The following is a 20,591-nucleotide window of genomic DNA, read 5'->3' on the forward strand; positions in this document are numbered from 1 at the left end:
AGGTGATGTAATGGATTCATTTCCTGAGATAGAAATAGCTGAATATAAAATTTTTGATGAAAGTAATAATAATAATGATGATAACGTATTAAACATTTCTTATGGCGTTGATGAAAACTATCTTGATGGTGTGGGGGTGTCAATTGCTTCAGTTGTACTAAACAATAATATCCCGCTCGCTTTTCACATTATTTGTGATTCATACTCTCCGTGTTTTGTAAAATATATAGAGCGTTTAGCCGTACAGCATCACATAAAAATTTCTCTTTATCTTATTAAAGTAGAAAGCCTTGAGGTATTGCCTCAAACTAAAGTATGGTCGAGAGCAATGTATTTTCGTTTATTTGCTTTCGATTATCTCAGTAAGAAGGTAAACACACTACTTTATTTGGATGCCGATGTTGTATGCAAAGGATCTTTGCAAGATCTTCTACAGCTTGATTTGACAGAGAAGATTGCTGCGGTCGTAAAAGATGTTGATTCCATCCAGAATAAGGTAAATGAGAGATTAAGCGCTTTTAATTTACAAGGTGGTTATTTTAACTCCGGCGTGGTTTTTGTTAACCTGAAATTATGGAAAGAGAATGCCTTAACTGAAAAGGCATTTTTACTTCTGGCAGGTAAAGAAGCTGACTCTTTTAAATATCCCGATCAGGATGTTTTGAATATTCTCCTACAGGATAAAGTCATTTTTCTACCGCGACCGTATAATACTATTTATACTATTAAAAGTGAGTTGAAAGATAAGTCACATAAAAAATATAGCAATATAATTAATGATAATACTATTTTAATTCATTATACGGGCGCTACAAAACCATGGCATGCCTGGGCAAATTATCCTTCAGTTATCTATTATAAAAATGCACGACTGAACTCGCCCTGGAAAGATTTTCCCGCAAAAGATGCGCGTACCATAGTCGAATTTAAGAAGCGATATAAACATCTTCTCGTGCAAGGTCATTATTTTAAAGGCCTTCTGGCTGGAAGCGCATATCTTTATCGTAAACTTTTCCACAAATAATTCCCTTCCCTAAATCTCCATTATGATTATTGAAAAAAAGGTTAAAAACTATACCGTCTTTGTCAAAAAAGACGGTGAAAAATACATTGAGATATTCAAAGATTTTCTATCTTATAATCATCAGGTTATTAAAGTCTTTCGTAATATAGAAGATACAAAAGTTGTATTGATTAATACAGACTACGGAAAATATATTCTCAAAGTATTTAGCCCAAAAGTAAAAAATACTGAACGCTTTTTCAAATCGTTAGTAAAAGGAGATTACTACGAAAAGCTTTTTCATCAGACAGATCGTGTGCGGCGTGAAGGGTTTGCGGCGCTTAATGATTTTTACCTGCTGGCGGAAATTAAAACATTACGCTATGTAAAAACATACGTGATGATAATTGAGTATATTGAAGGTATTGAACTTGTTGATATGCCAGAAATTTCTGACGAGGTGAGAGGGAAAATCAAACAGTCGATATATTCTCTGCATCAGCATGGTATGGTTTCGGGCGATCCCCATAAAGGTAACTTTATCCTGCAAGGCAATGAGATCAGAATTATCGATTTGTCCGGAAAAAGACCTTCCAGACAACGAAAAGCAAAGGATCGTATTGATTTAGAAAGACATTATGGTATCAAAAATAATATGAGAGATATCGGATTTTACTTATTGATTTATAAGAAAAAACTTCGAAATTTCTTGCGTCGTATTAAGGGTAAGGAAAAGCGCTGATCAATGTAGCACGTTTGGTTTAATTTAAGGGGCTGACTGACTTTTATTTGCTGCAGCGTTATGACATACTTGAGAGAATTTGAGATGTAATATTAGTTATTGAATATAACATTTATTTATAGGTTGCATGATAAACATACGAGTTTTTTATGGGCAGCGTTAACTTCATAACTCACGCCGATGTTCTGCAACTTATTGCGAAAAGAACGGCTGAAGATTGTATTATTTTTCTTTCTGGTCCTACGTCCAGAAAGACGCCGCTGTCCTTGTTACGAATGAAAGATGTCATTGCAGTCAATGGTTCTGTTCAATATTTGCTAAACAATAACGTCAAGCCATTTTTGTACCTTCTGACGGATGTTCGCTTCCTCCATCGTCGGCGCGAAGATTTTTATAACTTTAGCCGTAACAGTCAGTTTACTATCGTCAATCTTGATGTGTACGAACAGGCTTCAGTGGATGATCAAAAATATATTGAAGAAAACTGTTTAATTATTCGCTCCTTTTATCGCCGAGAAAAAGGGGGCTTTTTAAAGAAAATTAAATTTAATATCCTCAAGCGGGTTCATAAAGCATTACTTATTTCAGTTCCCCTTTCGAAAAGAGGGCGACTGGCTGGATTTTGCAAGGATATCAGCATCGGGTATTGCTCTTGCCATACTATTGCTTATACCGCTATTCAGGTTGCCTATTCCCTCAAGTATGGCCGTATTATATGTTCTGGGCTTGACTTAACAGGGAGTTGCCCACGTTTCTATGACGAATCTACCAGCCCTATGCCATCTGAGCTTAGTAAAGACCTGTTTAAAATACTGCCATTTTTTACTTTTATGAGAAAAAATGTGAGTGATTTAAATATCTTTAATTTATCAGATGATACTGCAATTCATTACGATATTATTCCATATATTACAGCCTCGGAACTTGAGGATGAAATATATTACGATAAAATTGTCTAGACACTAGATAAATCATTATTTTGCGTTGCTTCGGCACGCATTTCTTTTTCTATAACATTTCTTTTTCTATAAAGTTAACTATTCTGGATTATAGCTATTATGATTAAAAAAATCATATTTACTGTTACTCCTATATTTTCAATTCCTCCTCGTGGTGCGGCTGCGGTAGAAACCTGGATTTACCAGGTTGCAAAACGACTATCAATACCGAGTGCTATTGCTTGTATAAAGAATGCTGGCTATCCTGAATATAATAAAATAAACGATAATTGTGATATTCATTACATTGGGTTTAGTAAAGTTTATAAGCGTCTTTTTCAGAAATGGACTCGTCTCGACCCACTACCCTATTCCCAGCGCGTCCTTAATATTAGAGATAAAGTGACTACCCAGGAAGATAGCGTCATTGTTATTCATAATAGTATGAAACTGTATCGGCAGATCAGAGAGCGCAATCCGAATGCAAAACTGGTTATGCACATGCATAACGCATTTGAACCAGAACTTCCTGATAACGATGCAAAAATTATCGTGCCCAGTCAGTTTCTTAAAGCGTTTTATGAAGAAAGATTGCCTGCCGCTGCTGTTAGTATTGTGCCTAATGGTTTTTGTGCTGAGACTTATAAAAGAAACCCACAAGATAATCTTCGTCAGCAATTAAATATTGCGGAAGATGCCACCGTTCTCTTATATGCCGGGAGAATTTCGCCTGATAAAGGCATCCTGTTGCTTTTGCAGGCGTTCAAACAATTACGTACCTTAAGAAGTAATATTAAACTTGTCGTTGTTGGCGACCCTTATGCAAGCCGCAAGGGTGAAAAAGCAGAGTATCAAAAGAAAGTACTGGACGCCGTAAAAGAGATTGGAACGGATTGTATTATGGCAGGGGGGCAATCTCCCGACCAGATGCATAACTTCTATCATATAGCCGATCTGGTTATTGTGCCATCTCAGGTTGAAGAAGCATTTTGCATGGTAGCTGTAGAAGCGATGGCAGCAGGAAAAGCGGTTCTTGCCAGCAAAAAAGGGGGGATTAGCGAATTTGTGTTAGATGGCATAACGGGCTATCACCTCGCAGAGCCTATGTCGAGCGACAGTATAATTAATGATATTAAACGTGCGCTTGCTGATAAGGAACGCCACCAGATTGCCGAAAAAGCAAAATCCCTGGTGTTTTCAAAATACAGTTGGGAAAATGTAGCGCAGCGTTTCGAGGAACAAATGAAAAGCTGGTTTGATAAGTGATTGAGTTCTGATGATGAAAAACGCGCTGATACCGTAATAAGTATCAGCGCGTTTTTTTATCTATTTCTTAGCGCCAGCAGAAAACCAGTAATGATACCAGTTTGAGCAATATCGACCTGTTCAAAATTGCCACGAACGATATAAAAACCGACGAAAGATAAAAATAGCAAGAGATGAGCATTGTAGGGACTTATCTCTACTTTCCTGAAGGTAGAGCTGGCTGTTTCCCTGATGATAGCGCCATATAAATAGGCCAAGCTCGCCAGACCTAATATGCCTGCACTAAACCAGATGTACAGAATGGTATTATGCGGACCGATAGATTCTTTAAAGGTCCACGTTGGATAATCGACAACGCGTTTATTATAAACACCATCATACACATCATTACCATAGCCGTAGCCCTTGATCGGGTTTTCCTGAATCAGTATCCACGCGGTGCCCTGGGTTCCGTTAGTATAACGAGATGAGCTATCTGTCTGCTGTAATTTATAAAGTAAATGTTCTGAATCTGATTGGTTATTATGTTGAGTGATAACCAAAGCGCCGATGATGGCTAATAAAATGGCACCGACTCCTATTAACTTCCATTGGCGATTCAGTATTGCCCACAGCGCACCTACTATGAGCACCGCCAACCATGCCCCTCGCGATAGGGTTCCCAGGATAAAGAAAAGATAGATAGCGCTAAGCACCAAAAAAACCAACTTAAGTGCATTTTTTCTAAACAGCCAAATATTCAATAATGCTGGAAATAAGAAAACCATGGAATCGGACATATGTCGATGCGCATAGCTCATGAATGGCATAATCCCTTTATTATAGTCCTCGATATATAGAATACTCTCTGCAAGGCAGCGAAGTCCTAAACTTGTTAAAAAGGAGAAAAGTACTACTTTCGCAACCGTTTCTTTTGTTTCATCTTTTAATAGTACGGGAATTAATAAAGTATATAATAAGAAACCCTCCAGTACCGTATTTTCAAATTCCTTGAAACTTTCTTTCATATCTGGCGATATGAGTATGGAATAAACAAGGATTAATGATAATACTGCTACGCTATAAAATATGCTATTTTTGAAAAGAGGGGGGAAACTTTTCGGTGAGCGTGAGACCTGATAAATCGCGGTGATAACCATAAGTATGATTATCAAATGTTTATAACGCGTAATACCATCCAGAAAATACGTGGCAACAAAAAGAAAAACCAGCGCTTTATTCCAGATCGGTTTCCATTTCTCTTTATTTAACGTTAATGATGTGGTTAGCATCTTTTCTCCACAATAGGTTTGGGATGAGACAGTGTCTCTTTAATGAATCTTTCCGAATACGCTTGTGGCATCTAAATTCGCCAGGTTTTTTTCTGGTGAGCAGCATGCCATTTGGTTCTTCCCATAACCTCCAATTAACCCAGGGTCCGTTGGGCCATATAGCGTAATATTCGGTCTGTCGAGCGCGGCGGTGAGATGGCTCAGGCCGGTATCAACCGATACGACAAATTTTGCGCCAGCCAGCACTCTGGCGACCTCCTCCAGGCTCATGCGCGGTAACACATCCACATAGTCAAAGCCTTCGGCCAGTCGTTTAGCCCGGGCCTCCTCATGAGGCGCGCCCCAGGGAAGTTTTATCCGTAATCCGGTGTTGCCCACCAGGCCGATAAGCTCGCGCCAGTTTGCTTCCGGCCAGTGTTTATCATCGCGGGTCGTGGCATGTAAAAACACCGCATACGGATCGCTAACCGCCTGCTGGCAATGCAGAAAATGTTTTGCGATGGCATAATCGCCCTGCGACTGCGGTTTATCGTATCCCAGGCTTTTGGCGAACAGCTCGCGCGTCCGTTCAACCGCATGTTGTTGCTTTGCGATATGGTGTTTACGGTTATAGAACAGGCTGGCCAGCGGTTCGCGGGCGGTACTCCAGTCCATACCGTGCTTTATCCCATGCGCCAGACGCGTCACCAGCGCCGCGCTTTTTACCAGCCCCTGCGCATCAATCACAGCGTCGTATTGGTTTGCGCATACCGCCCGACGAAAGGCTGTGCGTTCCGCTTTGATGGGCGCGGAAAACCAGGCTTTGCGCCAACGGCGAATAGCGACGGGAATCACGCGATCGACAGCACTGTGCCAGGACGGAATTTGCGCAAACCCTTCTTCGACAACCCAATCAAATTGAATCCCCGGAATCGCCTGTTGCGCGTCGGTAAGCGCAGGCAGGGTATGTAATACGTCGCCCATCGATGATGTTTTAACGATCAAAACCCGCATTAAACGCCCTCTTCCGACAACAGCGAATGAAGCTCTTCCAGAACCCGCTGCGGCGTGATATCGATCAGGCTCTGGTGATAGCCTTGCGCCGTATCACCTTTACGCACTTTGTGATAACCCGTAATGAGACGAATCACCCGGGCCTTATGAGACAGCGGCGGCGTGAAATCCGGGCTACTTGGGCCATACAAGGCGACCAGCGGGCGGTCGAGCGCCGCCGCGACGTGCATCAGTCCGGAATCGTTGGTGACGATGGCTTTACAGGCGGCTATCAGAATGACGGCCTGTTCCAGCTGGGTTTCCCCCGCCAGGTTGCGACACCATGCCTGCTGCTCGCTATTCAGCGCCGCCAGGATCTCATTTCCGGCTTCATGGTCTTTTGCCGAGCCAAACAGTACGACCTGATACCCTTCGTTAATGAGCTGCTTTGCCAGTTCGGCGTAGTGATAGTGCGGCCAACGTTTTGCCGGGCCAAATTCCGCGCCGGGGCAAAAGCCGATCAGAGGACGTTCAGAAGATAGTGAAAAGTCGCTGCATATCAGCGACTTTTCACCCTCGCTAACCTGGAGCTGCGGCCAGAGCAGCGGCTGCGGCAGATCTTTCGCCGTGCGCATCACGCCCTTGTCATAGGCCAGCGCCACGTAGCGCTCCACCATCAGCGGCCAGGCGTCTTTATCAAGGACGCGCGCATCGTTCAGCAGGCCATAGCGCATTTCGCCGCGCCAGCCGGTACGGTGCGGGATATTGGCAAAGAAAGGAATCAGCGCCGATTTAAACGAATTTGGCAACACCCAGGCGCGATCGTAGCGCTTCTCTCGCAGGCTATGGCCCAATCTGCGGCGCTCGCCGATTTCCAGCGCGCCGTGGCCCAGCGGCATGGGTATCGCCTCGTTAACTTCCGGCATACGCGATAACAACGGACGACACCAGGCTGGCGCCATCACGTCGATTATCGCCTGGGGATAGCGCGCTTTAAGCGTGCGATAGAGACTTTGCGACATCATCATGTCGCCCACCCAGGACGGGCCAATGACCAAAATTTTCATACTTACGCGTCGCGGTTCAGCCAGTCCATATACTCCGTGACGCCTTCGGCGACGGTCTTAAAGGGTTTGTCGTAGCCCGCGTTGCGCAGATTGGTTAAATCCGCCTGCGTAAACGCCTGATAGCGGCCTTTCAGCTTATCCGGGAACGGAATGTATTCAATGCTGCCTTTTTTATGGTATGCCAGCGTCGCGTCGGCGACGGCCTGGAAAGATTCCGCGCGGCCTGTGCCCAGGTTAAAGATGCCGGACTTACCGCTTTCCAGGAACCACAGGTTAACGGCGGCCACATCGCCCACGTAAACGAAGTCGCGCTTGAAGTTTTCGCTGCCTTCAAACAGTTTCGGGCTTTCGCCGTTGTTTAACTGTGTATTCAGATGAAATGCCACGCTTGCCATGCTGCCTTTATGGCCTTCACGTGGTCCATAGACGTTGAAATAGCGGAAACCGACAATCTGCGAGTTCGCTTCTGGCAGGATCTGGCGCACATATTCATCAAACAGGAACTTAGAATAGCCGTAAACGTTAAGCGGTTTTTCGTATTCGCGCGATTCGATGAAATCAGACGTGCGACCGCCATAGGTGGCGGCAGAAGAGGCATAGAGGAACGGGATTTCGCGCTCAAGACAATAGTGCAGCAGCTCTTTGGAGTATTGATAGTTATTATCCATCATATACTTGCCGTCCCACTCGGTGGTGGAAGAGCAGGCGCCTTCATGGAAAATAGCTTCGATATCGCCGAGCTCTTCTCCGGACATAATCTGGATCAGGAAATCTTCCTTATCCATATAGTCAGCAATGTTCAGATCCACCAGGTTTACAAACTTGGTGCCGTCTTTCAGGTTATCCACCACCAGAATATCGGTGATACCTTTATCATTCAGGGCCTTAACGATATTGCTGCCGATAAAGCCCGCGCCGCCGGTAACGATGATCATAACTGTAACCTTTGAATTATGGTGTCAGAGACTGTCTCAGACATGAATGCTCTTATCATAACACTATTCATCCATTCACTGATAACCCGTGAGGATACGCGTGATTTATGCTGCATTTTAAAGAAGTGATGACGCGTCATCTCGTATCAACGTATCGCTTTGGGTAATATGTGCTGAAATTTGCCCAGTCTGGAGAATCGCAATGCGTGGGGATTTTTACAAACAGTTAACCAACGATCTGGAAACCGCTCGGGCGGAAGGATTGTTTAAAGAAGAGCGCATTATTACGTCTGCGCAGCAGCCGGATATCACCGTGGCGGATGGAAGCCACGTTATTAACTTTTGCGCCAATAACTATCTCGGGCTGGCGAATCACCCTGAGCTGATTAATGCCGCAAAAGCGGGCATGGACAGCCACGGTTTCGGTATGGCGTCCGTGCGTTTTATCTGCGGCACCCAGGACAGCCACAAAGCGCTGGAGCAAAAGCTGGCAAGCTTCCTCGGCATGGAAGATGCGATTCTGTATTCCTCCTGTTTCGACGCTAACGGCGGCTTGTTTGAGACGTTGCTGGGCGCGGAAGACGCTATTATTTCCGACGCGCTGAACCACGCGTCTATCATTGACGGCGTGCGTTTGTGTAAAGCGAAGCGCTATCGCTATGCCAACAACGATATGGCTGAGCTGGAAGCACGGCTGAAAGAGGCGCGTGAGGCCGGCGCGCGTCATGTCCTGATCGCCACCGACGGGGTGTTCTCAATGGATGGCGTCATCGCCAATCTGAAAGGCGTCTGTGATCTGGCCGATAAATACGATGCGCTGGTGATGGTTGATGATTCTCACGCGGTAGGCTTTGTCGGCGAAAACGGTCGCGGTTCCCATGAATACTGCGACGTAATGGGCCGCGTAGATATTATTACCGGTACGCTGGGCAAAGCGTTAGGCGGCGCATCCGGCGGCTATACCGCGGCGCGTAAAGAGGTCGTTGAGTGGTTGCGTCAGCGTTCCCGCCCATATCTGTTCTCCAACTCCCTGGCGCCGGCGATCGTGGCGGCTTCTATTAAAGTGTTAGAGATGGTGGAAGCGGGCGCAGAACTGCGCGAGCGCTTGTGGGCGAACGCCCGGCAGTTCCGTGAGCAGATGTCTGCCGCGGGATTTACGCTGGCAGGCGCGGATCACGCCATCATCCCGGTAATGCTGGGAGATGCGGTTGTCGCGCAGAAATTTGCCCGCGAACTGCAAAAAGAGGGCATTTACGTTACCGGTTTCTTCTATCCGGTCGTACCAAAAGGTCAGGCGCGTATTCGTACCCAGATGTCTGCGGCGCATACGCCTGAGCAAATTACGCGTGCGGTAGACGCGTTCACGCGTATTGGTAAACAACTGGGCGTGATTGCCTGAGGATGTAAGATGAAAGCGTTATCCAAACTGAAAGCGGAAGAGGGCATCTGGATGACCGACGTTCCGGAACCGGAAGTCGGCCATAACGATTTGCTGATTAAAATCCGTAAAACAGCCATCTGCGGCACTGACGTTCACATCTATAACTGGGATGACTGGTCGCAAAAAACCATCCCGGTTCCGATGGTCGTGGGGCATGAATATGTCGGCGAAGTGGTCGGCATCGGTCAGGAAGTGAAAGGCTTTAAAATCGGCGATCGCGTCTCCGGCGAAGGTCATATCACCTGCGGTCATTGCCGCAACTGCCGTGGCGGTCGTACTCACCTGTGTCGCAACACCACCGGCGTGGGTGTCAATCGTCCCGGCTGCTTCGCGGAATACCTGGTCATCCCGGCGTTCAATGCGTTTAAAATCCCGGATAACATTTCTGATGATTTAGCCTCTATTTTCGACCCGTTTGGTAATGCGGTGCATACGGCGCTGTCTTTCGATCTGGTCGGCGAAGATGTACTGGTATCGGGGGCGGGGCCAATCGGCGTAATGGCCGCCGCGGTGGCGAAACATGTCGGCGCGCGTCATGTGGTGATTACTGACGTCAATGAATACCGTCTGGAACTGGCGCGTAAAATGGGCGTCACCCGCGCGGTCAACGTCGCGAAAGATAGCCTGAACGACGTCATGGCGGAGTTGGGAATGACCGAAGGGTTCGATGTGGGTCTGGAGATGTCCGGCGCGCCGCCGGCGTTTCGTACCATGCTGGACACCATGAATCACGGCGGTCGTATTGCGATGCTGGGGATTCCGCCATCAGATATGTCTATCGACTGGACAAAAGTTATCTTTAAGGGCTTGTTCATTAAAGGTATTTATGGTCGTGAGATGTTCGAAACGTGGTACAAAATGGCGGCGCTGATCCAGTCCGGTCTGGATCTGTCACCGATTATCACCCATCGTTTCTCTATTGATGATTTCCAGAAAGGTTTTGACGCCATGCGTTCAGGCCAGTCAGGAAAAGTTATTCTGAGCTGGGATTAATATGTATAGAGACCCGATGATATTTATCGGGTCTGATATACGTGTCATCGTAAAAGGTTGGTGTCATTCGCCAACCTTTTTTGTTAGGGAAAATCTGGAAAGCCGTAAAGAATTGTCATAGACATCAAGCATTCGTAATTGCGCTTTACTCTTATTTTACTCGCTAACGTCACGCTCTACTCTGAGTTTTGTGCTTGCTTTTTACTATAAAAATTAATTATGGCGGCTTAATAGTTTCTTAATAGAGCCACAGTATAAAGGCAGGGTAAATTAAGGTTTTTCTGGTAATCGTTATGAAAAATAGTAAAACCAAAGTGAGTATCATTGTCCCGTTATATAATGCGGGAGCGGATTTTAATGCTTGCATGGCGTCGTTAATCGCGCAAACGTGGTCGGCGCTGGAAATTATTATTGTGAATGATGGATCGACGGATCATTCCGTTGAGATAGCAAAACATTACGCGGAACATTACCCGCATGTTCGACTGCTTCATCAGGCCAATGCTGGCGCATCTGTCGCCCGTAATCTTGGCCTGCAAGCAGCGACCGGCGATTATGTCGCCTTTGTCGATGCAGATGACCTGGTCTACCCGAAGATGTATGAAACGCTGATGACCATGGCGCTTAACGATGATCTGGACGTTGCGCAGTGCAACGCGGACTGGTGCGTCCGAAAAACCGGGCACGCCTGGCAATCTATTCCGACCGATCGTCTGAGTTCCACCGGGGTATTAAGCGGACCGGATTGGTTGCGTATGGCGCTGGCCTCGCGGCGCTGGACGCATGTTGTCTGGATGGGCGTTTATCGACGTGCGCTGATTATCGATAACAATATTACTTTCGTTCCCGGACTACATCATCAGGACATATTATGGTCGACGGAAGTTATGTTTAATGCCACGCGCGTACGTTATACCGAAGAATCATTATATAAATATTTCCTGCATGATAATTCGGTAAGCCGTTTGCAAAGACAAGGCAATAAAAATATTAATTATCAGCGGCATTATATTAAAATTACGCGGTTATTAGAAAAGCTCAATCGTGATTATGCCCGGCGTATTCCGATTTACCCGGAGTTTCGCCAGCAAATTACCTGGGAAGCGTTACGCGTTTGTCATGCGGTACGTAAAGAGCCTGATATTTTGACCCGCCAGCGTATGATTGCCGAAATTTTTACTTCTGGCATGTATAGACGGATGATGGCTAACGTCCGCAGCGCGAAAGCGGCTTATCAGACGCTGCTCTGGTCTTTCCGGCTGTGGCAATGGCGCGACAAAACCTTGTCGCACCGTCGTATGGCCCGTAAGGCGCTCAATCTGTCTTAGCGCTCACGTTTTTAGGCGCGGCGATTTTCCCCCAGCCTTGCCACTGATGCTGAAACCAGACAACCACGGAACTTTGCGTAATGCTCTCGCCGATGACGCTGAAAAAGCGCGTAGCGTAGACCGGTTGCAGCGGTTTTTTCGGCTTGCACATCTTCACGCCGCGGAAGGGATTGCGCGGTGCGTCAATTTTCTGCGGCGTTACACCAGGTCGGGACGTATCTACCTGCGGTTCGTTGAGCAGGCTGCCTGGACGTACCAGGGTGATATCCGCCGGCAGGCGATAAACCATCTGTTGCAGCACGCGAACCGTTGCGGGATGCGGATGTCCAATCGCGATAGCGGAACCGTTGCGACGGGCCAGTTCGATAGCGCGATTAAACTGACGGCGGATATCCGCCTCGTTTTGCGTATCGTCGAGGAACACTTTGCGCTTGATCACTTTCACACCCGTACCGGATGCCGCGCGCATCGCCTGGCTATTGCCAATCGTCATGCTGTCGAGAAAATAGAGATTGTAATGTTCCAGCACCTGCATAACTTTTTGCATACCGAACAGGCTGGAAGTCATTGCGCTGCCCATGTGGTTATTAAGCCCGACGGCATACGGCACGTTGTTTACCGCCTCGCGGATAATGCGCTCGATCTCATCGCTGCTCATATCTGGTCGCAGCGTATCCTTCTCCAGCGGCTGTTTGCTTAGCGGCGCCATCGGCAGGTGGATTAACACCTCATGCCCGCTATTGTGCGCTTTAGTTGCCATTTCGCGCGCGTGCGGCGCGTTGGGCAGTACGGCGACGGAGATGTTTGGCGGCAGCGCCAGAACCTGGTTTTCCGTATGCGGGCGATAGCCAAAATCATCAATCACGATGGCGAGCTTGCCAGCGAAAACGGGATGTGCAAACGCCAGCAAAGTGGCCAGCGTGAGAATGGAGCGACGAAACTGAGGCAAAACTTATCTTCCCAACCACGGCTGTGGATTGACGGCCTGACCCTGGCGACGAATTTCGAAATAAAGCGAAGGTCTGCCCTGACCGCCGCTACTGCCCACAAGGGCGATAGGTTGTCCGGCGCGCACCTGCGCGCCTACGCTGACCAGCGCGCTCTGGTTATAGCCGTAAAGGCTCATATCACCTTTACCATGCTCCACGACCACCACCAGGCCATAGCCTTGCAGCCAGTCCGCCAGAATCACCCTGCCGTCGGCGATGGCTTTGACCTCGGTGCCTTCCGACGCGCCGATCACCATCCCCTTCCAACGTAGCTCACCCTGCAGCCGTTCGCCATAGCGATGCAATATCGGGCCGCGTACCGGCCAGTATGCCTGACCGCGAGGCGCGCCCAGACCGCCGGTGCGGGACATTAGCGAACGCTCGCTTTCCGTCGGCTTATAGGTGCTGCCTTTACGCGAGGCTTCCTGCTGCTTATCGCGTACCGCCTGCGCTTCGCGGGCTTCACGCTCCGCTCGCGCTTTGGCCGCCGCTTCCGCCCGCGCGATACTGTTGCGTAGGCGTGATTCGTTGGCGCGTAGTTCGCTTAACTGTTGCTGGCCTTGCTGAATAGACGACTCCAGTCCGGCAAGCGTTTTCTTACGTTCATTACGCGCCTGCTCCAGCTTCGCCTGCTGGGCGCGCTGTTCATACAGCAACGTTTGTTGTTGGCTTTGCTTCTCTTCCAGCTCGGCTTTTTGCGTGGCGACCTGTTCGCGAGTCTGCTTCAGTTCGGCGATAGTCTCCTGGCGCGCCTGGTTCAGATAGCCGAAGTAGGCCTGCAGGCGTTGCCCACGCTGGCTTTCTTCTCCGCTAAGAATAAGCTGAATGCCGGTGTGTTCGCCCTGGCGGAAAGCGGCGTCCAACTGTGCGGCGAGATTACGCTCCTGGCTGGCTTTTTGCTGCTCCAGTTTGGCAATTGAGGCGTTCATCTCATCAATTTGCGCGTTTAACTGATCCAGGGTGCTTTGCGTTTCGCGCAGCTTACGCGCTGCGGCCGAGATGGCCTCTTCCTGGGCTTTCAGTTGTGCCAGGAGGCTGGCGCGCTGTTGCTGCTGCTGGCGTACGTCGCGTTCTTTCGCGGCGATATCGGCCTGAATAGATTTGAGTTGATCACGGTCATCCGCGTGGGCGGAAAAGGCGCACAACAATACGCCAGCGCTAAGTACGCTGGCGTAGAACAAAGGCCTGACTGAAAACGTTTTTAGTTTCACGGCCTGTTGAATGGTGTTAATCGCCTTTCCCCTCATGGGGAGGGATTATTCCACGATGAACAGCGGCTTACCAGTCATCTCTTGCGGGATTTCCATCCCCATCAGCGACAGCATGGTAGGCGCAATGTCTGAAAGTTTGCCGCCTTCAACCGCCTTCACGTTTTTCTCGCCGACATAAATCAGCGGCACCGGCAGGTTGGTGTGGGCGGTATGCGCCTGACCGGTCGCCGGATCGCGCATCTGCTCCGCGTTGCCGTGGTCCGCGGTAATCAACAGTTGTCCACCAACGGACTCAACCGCTTTTGTTACCTGTTCAATGCAGTTATCCAACGCTTCCACCGCTTTGATGGCGGCTTCCATCACGCCGGTATGACCGACCATATCGCCGTTTGGATAGTTACAAATGATGGTGTCGTACTTACCGCTTTCGATCGCCGCGACCAATTTTTCAGTCAATTCTGCAGAGCTCATTTCCGGTTGCAGGTCATAAGTGGCCACTTTCGGTGAGTTGATCAGAATACGCTCTTCACCAGCAAACGGTTCTTCTACGCCGCCGTTAAAGAAAAAGGTTACGTGCGCATATTTTTCCGTTTCGGAAATACGCAACTGAGTTTTGTCGTTTTTCGCCATCCATTCGCCAAAGGTATTCGCCAGCGACGCTGGTGGGTAGGCAACGGCAGTTTTGATGTCGGCGGCGTATTCGGTCAGCATCACGAAGTTCAGATTAACCACTTTCTTACGCGCAAAGCCGTCGAAATCAGCGTTAACGAAAGCGCGGGTAATTTCGCGCGCGCGGTCAGCGCGGAAGTTCATGAAAATCAGCGTGTCGCCGTCTTCCATCGCCGCATCAGCCTGGCCCTCGGCGCGGATAACGGTCGCTTTGACAAACTCATCGTTTTCATCACGAGCGTAAGCGGCCTGCAGGCCAGCCACAGCGGTATCTGCCTGGAATTCGCCCTGCGCCAGGGTCATCAGATCATACGCTTTTTCCACGCGATCCCAACGGTTGTCGCGGTCCATAGCGTAGTAACGACCGACGATAGATGCCACGCGGCCTTTGCCCAGCGCGGCGAATTTGTCTTCGAATTTTTTCAGCGAGGCTTCAGCGCTGCGCGGCGGCGTGTCGCGACCGTCGAGGAAGGCGTGCAGATAGATTTTTTCTGCGCCTCGCTCTGCGGCCAGCTCCACCATCGCCATAATGTGATCTTCGTGGCTGTGGACGCCGCCCGCGGACAGCAGACCCATAATATGAACCGCTTTACCGGCGTTTTTCGCCTGGTCTACCGCATTGGTCAGGACTGGGTTAGCAAAGAAAGTACGCTCTTTAATTTCAACGTCCAGACGCGTCAGGTCCTGATAAACGATGCGGCCTGCGCCCAGGTTCACGTGGCCCACTTCGGAGTTGCCCATCTGGCGGTCAGGCAGACCCACTTCCAGACCGGATGCGTCGATCAGGGTATGCGGACGTTTTGCCCACAGAGCATCCATCACCGGGGTTTTGGCGTTTAAGATAGCGTTATCCTGCTGTTCTTCACGGTAGCCGTAGCCATCCAGAATCACCAGTACCATAGGTTTTTTAGAAACCGACATTGCGACAACCTCATACTCAATAGACAAAATAATTGCGTAATTTTACTACAGCTGAATCGATAAAATAGCCTCAGAAGATCAAAGAAAGGGATCGCGCTGGCGTGAGAAGGCAAGTAATAGCGTGATTTTTTTTCGTAGCGCCCCGCAAAAATGCATTCCAGTGCACGCTCTGGCTGTATTTGCGCCACTGCACAGGTATACTCCTTTCCTGGTTTTTTAATCACTACGTCGGGAGTTGTTACCCCCCATGCAAGAAATTATGCAATTTGTTGGCCGTCATCCCATACTGAGTATCGCCTGGATTGCGTTACTGGTGGCGGTTTTATTTACCACGTTCAAAGGTCTGACTTCAAAAGTTAAGGTGATTACACGCGGCGAAGCCACGCGCCTTATCAACAAAGAGGACGCCGTTGTTGTGGATTTACGTCAACGTGACGATTTCCGTAAAGGCCATATCGCTGGCGCGACCAATTTGCTGCCGAGCGAAATCAAAGCCAACAATGTTGGCGAACTGGAAAAGCACAAAGACAAGCCGATTATCGTGGTCGACGGTTCTGGTATGCAGTGCCAGGAATCCGCTAACGCGCTGACAAAAGCCGGCTTTGAAAAGGTCTTTGTGTTGAAAGAAGGCGTAGCAGGCTGGAGCGGCGAGAATCTGCCTCTGGTGCGCGGTAAGTGATTACCCGTCGTTTTCATGACGCAAGGGGAATGACTTGCCCTTGCGTCGACATGAAATCCATCGGGTAAAAAACAGGAGCGAAGTCATGGCCAATATTGAAATCTACACCAAAGCAACCTGCCCGTTTTGCCATCGTGCAAAGGCGCTGTTAAACAGCAAGGGCGTGAGTTTCCAGGAAATTGCGATTGACGGCGACGCCGTGAAGCGTGAAGAGATGATCAAACGTAGTGGCCGAACGACGGTTCCGCAAATTTTTATTGATGCACAGCACATTGGCGGTTGTGACGACTTGTATGCGCTGGATGCGCGTGGTGGACTGGATCCGCTGTTGCGTTAAGGCGTACTCAAGTATTTAAGGACAACACTAAAGGGTTTTACACATGTCAGAACAAAATAACACTGAAATGGCTTTCCAGATCCAACGTATCTATACCAAGGATGTTTCTTTCGAAGCGCCAAACGCACCGCATGTTTTCCAGAAAGATTGGCAGCCAGAGGTTAAACTGGATCTTGATACGGCATCTTCCCAACTGGCGGATGACGTTTATGAAGTTGTGCTGCGTGTTACCGTAACGGCTTCCCTGGGGGAAGAAACCGCGTTCCTGTGCGAAGTTCAGCAGGCCGGTATTTTCTCCATCAGCGGTATTGAAGGCACTCAGATGGCGCATTGCCTGGGCGCATACTGCCCGAACATTCTGTTCCCGTATGCTCGCGAGTGCATCACCAGTCTGGTTTCACGCGGTACGTTCCCGCAACTGAACCTTGCGCCGGTCAATTTTGATGCGCTGTTCATGAACTATTTGCAGCAGCAGGCTGGCGAAGGTACTGAAGAACATCAGGATGCCTGATGAACCAAAGTAATGCGTCAATGACAGTCATCGGTGCCGGCTCGTACGGCACCGCTCTTGCCATCACTCTGGCGAGAAACGGCCACCAGGTTGTCCTGTGGGGCCACGACCCAAAACATATCGCGACCCTGGAGCACGATCGCTGCAACGTCGCGTTCCTTCCCGATGTGCCTTTTCCCGATACGTTACACCTGGAAAGCGACTTAGCAACCGCGCTGGCGGCCAGTCGTAACATTCTGGTGGTGGTGCCAAGCCATGTTTTCAGCGACGTGCTGCGGCAGATTAAACCGCTGATGCGTCCGGATGCGCGTCTGGTATGGGCGACCAAAGGCCTGGAAGCGGAAACGGGGCGCCTGTTGCAGGATGTCGCTCGCGAGGCGTTAGGCGATCAAATCCCGCTGGCGGTGATTTCCGGTCCGACGTTCGCTAAAGAGCTGGCGGCGGGTTTGCCGACGGCAATCTCGCTGGCCTCAACCGATGAGACCTTTGCCGACGATCTCCAGCAACTGTTGCACTGCGGAAAAAGTTTTCGCGTCTATATCAATGCGGATTTTATCGGCGTGCAGCTTGGCGGCGCGGTGAAAAACGTGATTGCGATTGGCGCGGGGATGTCTGACGGCATCGGCTTCGGCGCGAACGCCCGCACGGCGCTAATCACGCGTGGACTGACCGAAATGTCGCGGCTTGGCGCAGCGCTTGGCGCCGATCCCGCCACCTTTATGGGGATGGCGGGTTTAGGCGATCTGGTGCTGACCTGTACCGACAACCAGTCGCGCAACCGTCGTTTTGGCATGATGCTTGGCCAGGGCATGGACGTTAAAGGCGCGCAGGATAAGATTGGCCAGGTGGTCGAAGGCTATCGCAATACGAAAGAAGTTCGTGAATTGGCGCACCGTTTTGGTGTTGAAATGCCAATAACCGAGGAAATTTATCAAGTATTGTATTGCGGAAAAAACGCGCGCGAGGCAGCATTAACGTTATTAGGTCGCGCCCGCAAGGAAGAGCTGAGTCGCCACTAGCCGTAAGGAACTGTTTGCATAAACGACCCAACCCGCACAGAACGGGTTGGTCGTTTTCTGCCCGTCTGGAGTAAGCCATGCCGTGTGAAGAACTGGAAATCGTCTGGAAGAATATTAAAGCTGAAGCCCGCGCTTTAGCTGACTGTGAGCCTATGTTGGCCAGTTTTTATCACGCCACGCTACTCAAGCATGAAAATCTGGGCAGTGCGCTGAGCTATATGCTGGCAAATAAACTGGCTTCGCCCATCATGCCCGCTATCGCTATCCGTGAAGTAGTTGAAGAAGCCTATGCCGCCGACCCGGAAATGATCGCGTCGGCAGCCTGCGATATTCAGGCCGTGCGCACTCGCGATCCGGCGGTGGATAAATACTCCACGCCGCTGTTATATCTGAAAGGCTTTCATGCGCTACAGGCCTACCGCATTGGTCACTGGTTGTGGAATAAAGGTCGCCGCGCGCTGGCTATCTTCCTGCAAAATCAGGTTTCGGTCTCGTTTCAGGTGGATATTCACCCGGCAGCGAAAATTGGCCGCGGGATTATGCTCGACCATGCCACCGGTATTGTGGTGGGGGAGACGGCGGTTATTGAAGATGATGTGTCGATCCTGCAATCCGTCACCCTGGGCGGTACCGGGAAAACGAGCGGCGATCGCCATCCTAAAATCCGCGAAGGCGTGATGATTGGCGCGGGCGCGAAAATTCTCGGCAATATCGAGGTGGGGCGCGGCGCGAAAATTGGCGCAGGTTCCGTCGTTTTACAGCCTGTCCCGCCGCACACTACCGCCGCAGGCGTTCCGGCGCGTATTGTCGGCAAGCCGGGCAGCGATAAGCCGTCGATGGATATGGACCAGCATTTCAACGGGATACACCATACGTTTGAGTATGGCGACGGCATCTGAATTGCGCGGTACAACTAAAAAACGCTGTTCCGATGGAGTGCAATCCCGGAACAGCGGAGCGAAGAATTCGCAATGTGGACAATCAGGCTGCGGATGATGTCAGCGTGATGCGATCCAGCGGGCCGACGATAAACAGATATGAAATGAGACCAATAAGTCCCATCGAGCCAACGTATAAAATGGCAAAGTCGAACGACTGAGTATTGGCAAGAATCACGCCGATGACCAGCGGCGTAACGATGCTTGCCATATTGCCGCACATGTTAAATACGCCGCCGGCAATACCCAGAACTTCCTTCGGCGAGGTGTCGCTGAGTACGCACCAGCCCAGGTTACCAAACCCTTTGGCAAAAAAGGCCAGACTCATCGCCGCAATGACCACAAATTCTGAAGAGGTGTAGTTGGCGATCACAATTACGCAAGAGAGCAACATACCGCAGATAACAGGCAGTTTCCGCGCGACGGTAAGGCTATAGCCGCGTTTGAGTAGCCAGTCGGAGAACACGCCGCCGAGCAGGCCGCCAATAAAACCGGCAATGGCTGGAATACTGGCCACAAAACCGACTTTCAGAATCGACATGCCTTTCGCCTGGTACAGGTAGGTCGGGAACCAGGTCAGGAAGAACCAGGTGATAGAGGTGACGCAGAATTGCCCGATGTAAACACCGATCATCATCCGGTTAACACAGACGGTTTTAATCTGCGCGAACGTTATTTTCTGCGGCTCCTTTTTACAGCCCAGAGAGGGCTCGCCACCACCGCTACGAATATAGTCAATTTCCGCTTGATTAACTTTTGGATGGTGCATCGGATCTTTGACTTTCATTAACCAGAATATACCGAGCATCACGCCAATAGCGCCAATATAATAGAAGACAAAATGCCAGCTTAAATTATGCAGAATGATCGTCATTAGCGGGGTGATAATGCCCAGCGAGATATATTGCGCAGCCTGATAAACTGAAGTAACGAAACCTCGTTCATTATTGGGAAACCATTGTACGCTTAAACGACTGTTCGCCGGAAAGGCAGGCGCTTCAATCGCGCCCATCAGCAGACGTAGAATAACCAGTACAATTAATGGGCTGCCATACAGATAGATCGTTCCCTGAAACATGGTTACTAACGACCAGCCAATCAATGCGCAACCGTAAACCAGTCGTGAACCGTAGCGGTCTAATAGCCAACCACCGGGTAGTTGCATAATGACATAGGCGATACCAAATGAGGAGAAGGCCAGGCCCATCGCTTCCGGATCAAAACCTAATTCTTTACTCATTATTGGGGCAACTACGGATAGAGTTGCGCGATCCGCATAATTAAATACGGTAGCAAGAAATAAAAATATAAGAATGGTATGACGCACTTTTGTGCGCTTTATTATTGTGTTCATTATCTAC

Annotated in this window: 20 protein-coding genes; 12 read left to right on the forward strand and 8 right to left on the reverse strand. The window is 49.3% G+C overall.

The annotated features are described in order from the left end of the window. Positions 1 to 10: 10 nt before the first annotated feature. The 4 genes from rfaJ to ACLJRS_RS16810 all read left to right on the forward strand — a co-directional run bounded on the left by rfaJ (position 11) and on the right by ACLJRS_RS16810 (position 3,949). A complete protein-coding gene (gene rfaJ / locus ACLJRS_RS16795) occupies positions 11 to 1,024 on the forward strand; it encodes a lipopolysaccharide 1,2-glucosyltransferase RfaJ (protein WP_000376855.1) in 1,014 nt (337 codons plus the stop codon). Positions 1,025 to 1,046: 22 nt separating this feature from the next. Next, the gene (gene rfaY, locus ACLJRS_RS16800) at positions 1,047 to 1,745 is read left to right on the forward strand and encodes a lipopolysaccharide core heptose(II) kinase RfaY (RefSeq protein ID WP_000582817.1); all 699 of its coding nucleotides are present in this window, start codon (positions 1,047 to 1,049) and stop codon (positions 1,743 to 1,745) included. 149 nt (positions 1,746 to 1,894) lie between these two features. Beyond that, entirely contained in the window at positions 1,895 to 2,704 is an 810-nt protein-coding gene (gene waaZ, locus ACLJRS_RS16805) for a 3-deoxy-D-manno-oct-2-ulosonate III transferase WaaZ (protein WP_000536017.1), read from the forward strand. A 99-nt stretch (positions 2,705 to 2,803) separates the two neighbouring features. Next, entirely contained in the window at positions 2,804 to 3,949 is a 1,146-nt protein-coding gene (locus tag ACLJRS_RS16810) for a lipopolysaccharide N-acetylglucosaminyltransferase (protein ID WP_000591831.1), read from the forward strand. A 56-nt stretch (positions 3,950 to 4,005) separates the two neighbouring features. Here the strand turns inward: ACLJRS_RS16810 and rfaL are convergent, their stop codons facing one another. Genes rfaL through rfaD form a run of 4 tightly spaced genes read right to left on the reverse strand, consistent with a single transcriptional unit; the run spans position 4,006 to position 8,194 of the window. Then, a complete protein-coding gene (rfaL, locus tag ACLJRS_RS16815; protein WP_000958450.1) occupies positions 4,006 to 5,220 on the reverse strand; it encodes an O-antigen ligase RfaL in 1,215 nt (404 codons plus the stop codon). Positions 5,221 to 5,259: 39 nt separating this feature from the next. Next, a complete protein-coding gene (gene rfaC, locus ACLJRS_RS16820) occupies positions 5,260 to 6,213 on the reverse strand; it encodes a lipopolysaccharide heptosyltransferase RfaC (protein WP_001264621.1) in 954 nt (317 codons plus the stop codon). Next, positions 6,213 to 7,259 carry an ADP-heptose--LPS heptosyltransferase RfaF gene (rfaF, locus tag ACLJRS_RS16825; protein WP_000699192.1) on the reverse strand — a complete coding sequence of 349 codons (1,047 nt, stop codon included), beginning with the start codon at positions 7,257 to 7,259 and terminating at the stop codon, positions 6,213 to 6,215. The genes rfaC and rfaF overlap by 1 nt, the downstream gene beginning before the upstream one ends. A gap of 2 nt (positions 7,260 to 7,261) precedes the next feature. Further along, entirely contained in the window at positions 7,262 to 8,194 is a 933-nt protein-coding gene (gene rfaD, locus ACLJRS_RS16830; protein WP_000587773.1) for an ADP-glyceromanno-heptose 6-epimerase, read from the reverse strand. 202 nt (positions 8,195 to 8,396) lie between these two features. Here rfaD and kbl point away from each other — a divergent pair, with 202 nt between their 5' ends. The 3 genes from kbl to ACLJRS_RS16845 all read left to right on the forward strand — a co-directional run bounded on the left by kbl (position 8,397) and on the right by ACLJRS_RS16845 (position 11,956). Then, positions 8,397 to 9,593, forward strand: coding sequence for a glycine C-acetyltransferase (gene kbl, locus ACLJRS_RS16835; protein WP_410957865.1), 1,197 nt, complete (start codon positions 8,397 to 8,399; stop codon positions 9,591 to 9,593). 9 nt (positions 9,594 to 9,602) lie between these two features. After that, positions 9,603 to 10,628: an L-threonine 3-dehydrogenase gene (tdh, locus tag ACLJRS_RS16840; RefSeq protein WP_000645987.1), complete on the forward strand. Its 1,026-nt coding sequence runs from the start codon at positions 9,603 to 9,605 to the stop codon at positions 10,626 to 10,628. Between the two features lie 293 nt (positions 10,629 to 10,921). Then, entirely contained in the window at positions 10,922 to 11,956 is a 1,035-nt protein-coding gene (locus tag ACLJRS_RS16845) for a glycosyltransferase (protein WP_000798203.1), read from the forward strand. Here the strand turns inward: ACLJRS_RS16845 and ACLJRS_RS16850 are convergent. From ACLJRS_RS16850 to gpmM, 3 genes are read right to left on the reverse strand one after another with little or no spacing between them, the layout of a single operon-like run. Next, entirely contained in the window at positions 11,943 to 12,905 is a 963-nt protein-coding gene (locus tag ACLJRS_RS16850) for a divergent polysaccharide deacetylase family protein (RefSeq protein WP_001135522.1), read from the reverse strand. The two genes, ACLJRS_RS16845 and ACLJRS_RS16850, sit on opposite strands and share 14 nt — an antisense overlap. Positions 12,906 to 12,908: 3 nt before the next feature. Next, on the reverse strand, positions 12,909 to 14,168 hold the full coding sequence (gene envC, locus ACLJRS_RS16855; protein WP_228770042.1) for a murein hydrolase activator EnvC: 1,260 nt from the start codon (positions 14,166 to 14,168) through the stop codon (positions 12,909 to 12,911). Positions 14,169 to 14,201: 33 nt separating this feature from the next. Further along, on the reverse strand, positions 14,202 to 15,746 hold the full coding sequence (gene gpmM, locus ACLJRS_RS16860; protein WP_000116576.1) for a 2,3-bisphosphoglycerate-independent phosphoglycerate mutase: 1,545 nt from the start codon (positions 15,744 to 15,746) through the stop codon (positions 14,202 to 14,204). 247 nt (positions 15,747 to 15,993) lie between these two features. Here gpmM and ACLJRS_RS16865 point away from each other — a divergent pair, with 247 nt between their 5' ends. From ACLJRS_RS16865 to cysE, 5 genes are all read left to right on the forward strand, one after another. Continuing rightward, entirely contained in the window at positions 15,994 to 16,425 is a 432-nt protein-coding gene (locus ACLJRS_RS16865; RefSeq protein ID WP_001156179.1) for a rhodanese-like domain-containing protein, read from the forward strand. Positions 16,426 to 16,510: 85 nt separating this feature from the next. Beyond that, the gene (grxC, locus tag ACLJRS_RS16870; RefSeq protein WP_001273795.1) at positions 16,511 to 16,762 is read left to right on the forward strand and encodes a glutaredoxin 3; all 252 of its coding nucleotides are present in this window, start codon (positions 16,511 to 16,513) and stop codon (positions 16,760 to 16,762) included. Positions 16,763 to 16,805: 43 nt separating this feature from the next. Further along, positions 16,806 to 17,273 (forward strand): protein-export chaperone SecB, encoded by a 468-nt coding sequence (gene secB, locus ACLJRS_RS16875; RefSeq protein WP_000003370.1) that lies wholly within the window; start codon positions 16,806 to 16,808, stop codon positions 17,271 to 17,273. After that, positions 17,273 to 18,292 (forward strand): NAD(P)H-dependent glycerol-3-phosphate dehydrogenase, encoded by a 1,020-nt coding sequence (gene gpsA / locus ACLJRS_RS16880; RefSeq protein WP_001076596.1) that lies wholly within the window; start codon positions 17,273 to 17,275, stop codon positions 18,290 to 18,292. The genes secB and gpsA overlap by 1 nt, the downstream gene beginning before the upstream one ends. Before the next feature lie 77 nt (positions 18,293 to 18,369). Next, positions 18,370 to 19,191 (forward strand): serine O-acetyltransferase, encoded by an 822-nt coding sequence (gene cysE, locus ACLJRS_RS16885; protein WP_001112113.1) that lies wholly within the window; start codon positions 18,370 to 18,372, stop codon positions 19,189 to 19,191. Positions 19,192 to 19,273: 82 nt separating this feature from the next. Here cysE and ACLJRS_RS16890 read toward each other — a convergent pair whose 3' ends face one another. Further along, positions 19,274 to 20,584, reverse strand: coding sequence for an MFS transporter (locus ACLJRS_RS16890; RefSeq protein ID WP_001092104.1), 1,311 nt, complete (start codon positions 20,582 to 20,584; stop codon positions 19,274 to 19,276). Between the last annotated feature and the right edge of the window lie 7 nt (positions 20,585 to 20,591).

It is taken from the genome of Salmonella sp. SAL00670 (genome assembly GCF_046552235.1).
Taxonomy (GTDB): Bacteria; Pseudomonadota; Gammaproteobacteria; order Enterobacterales; family Enterobacteriaceae; genus Salmonella; species Salmonella enterica.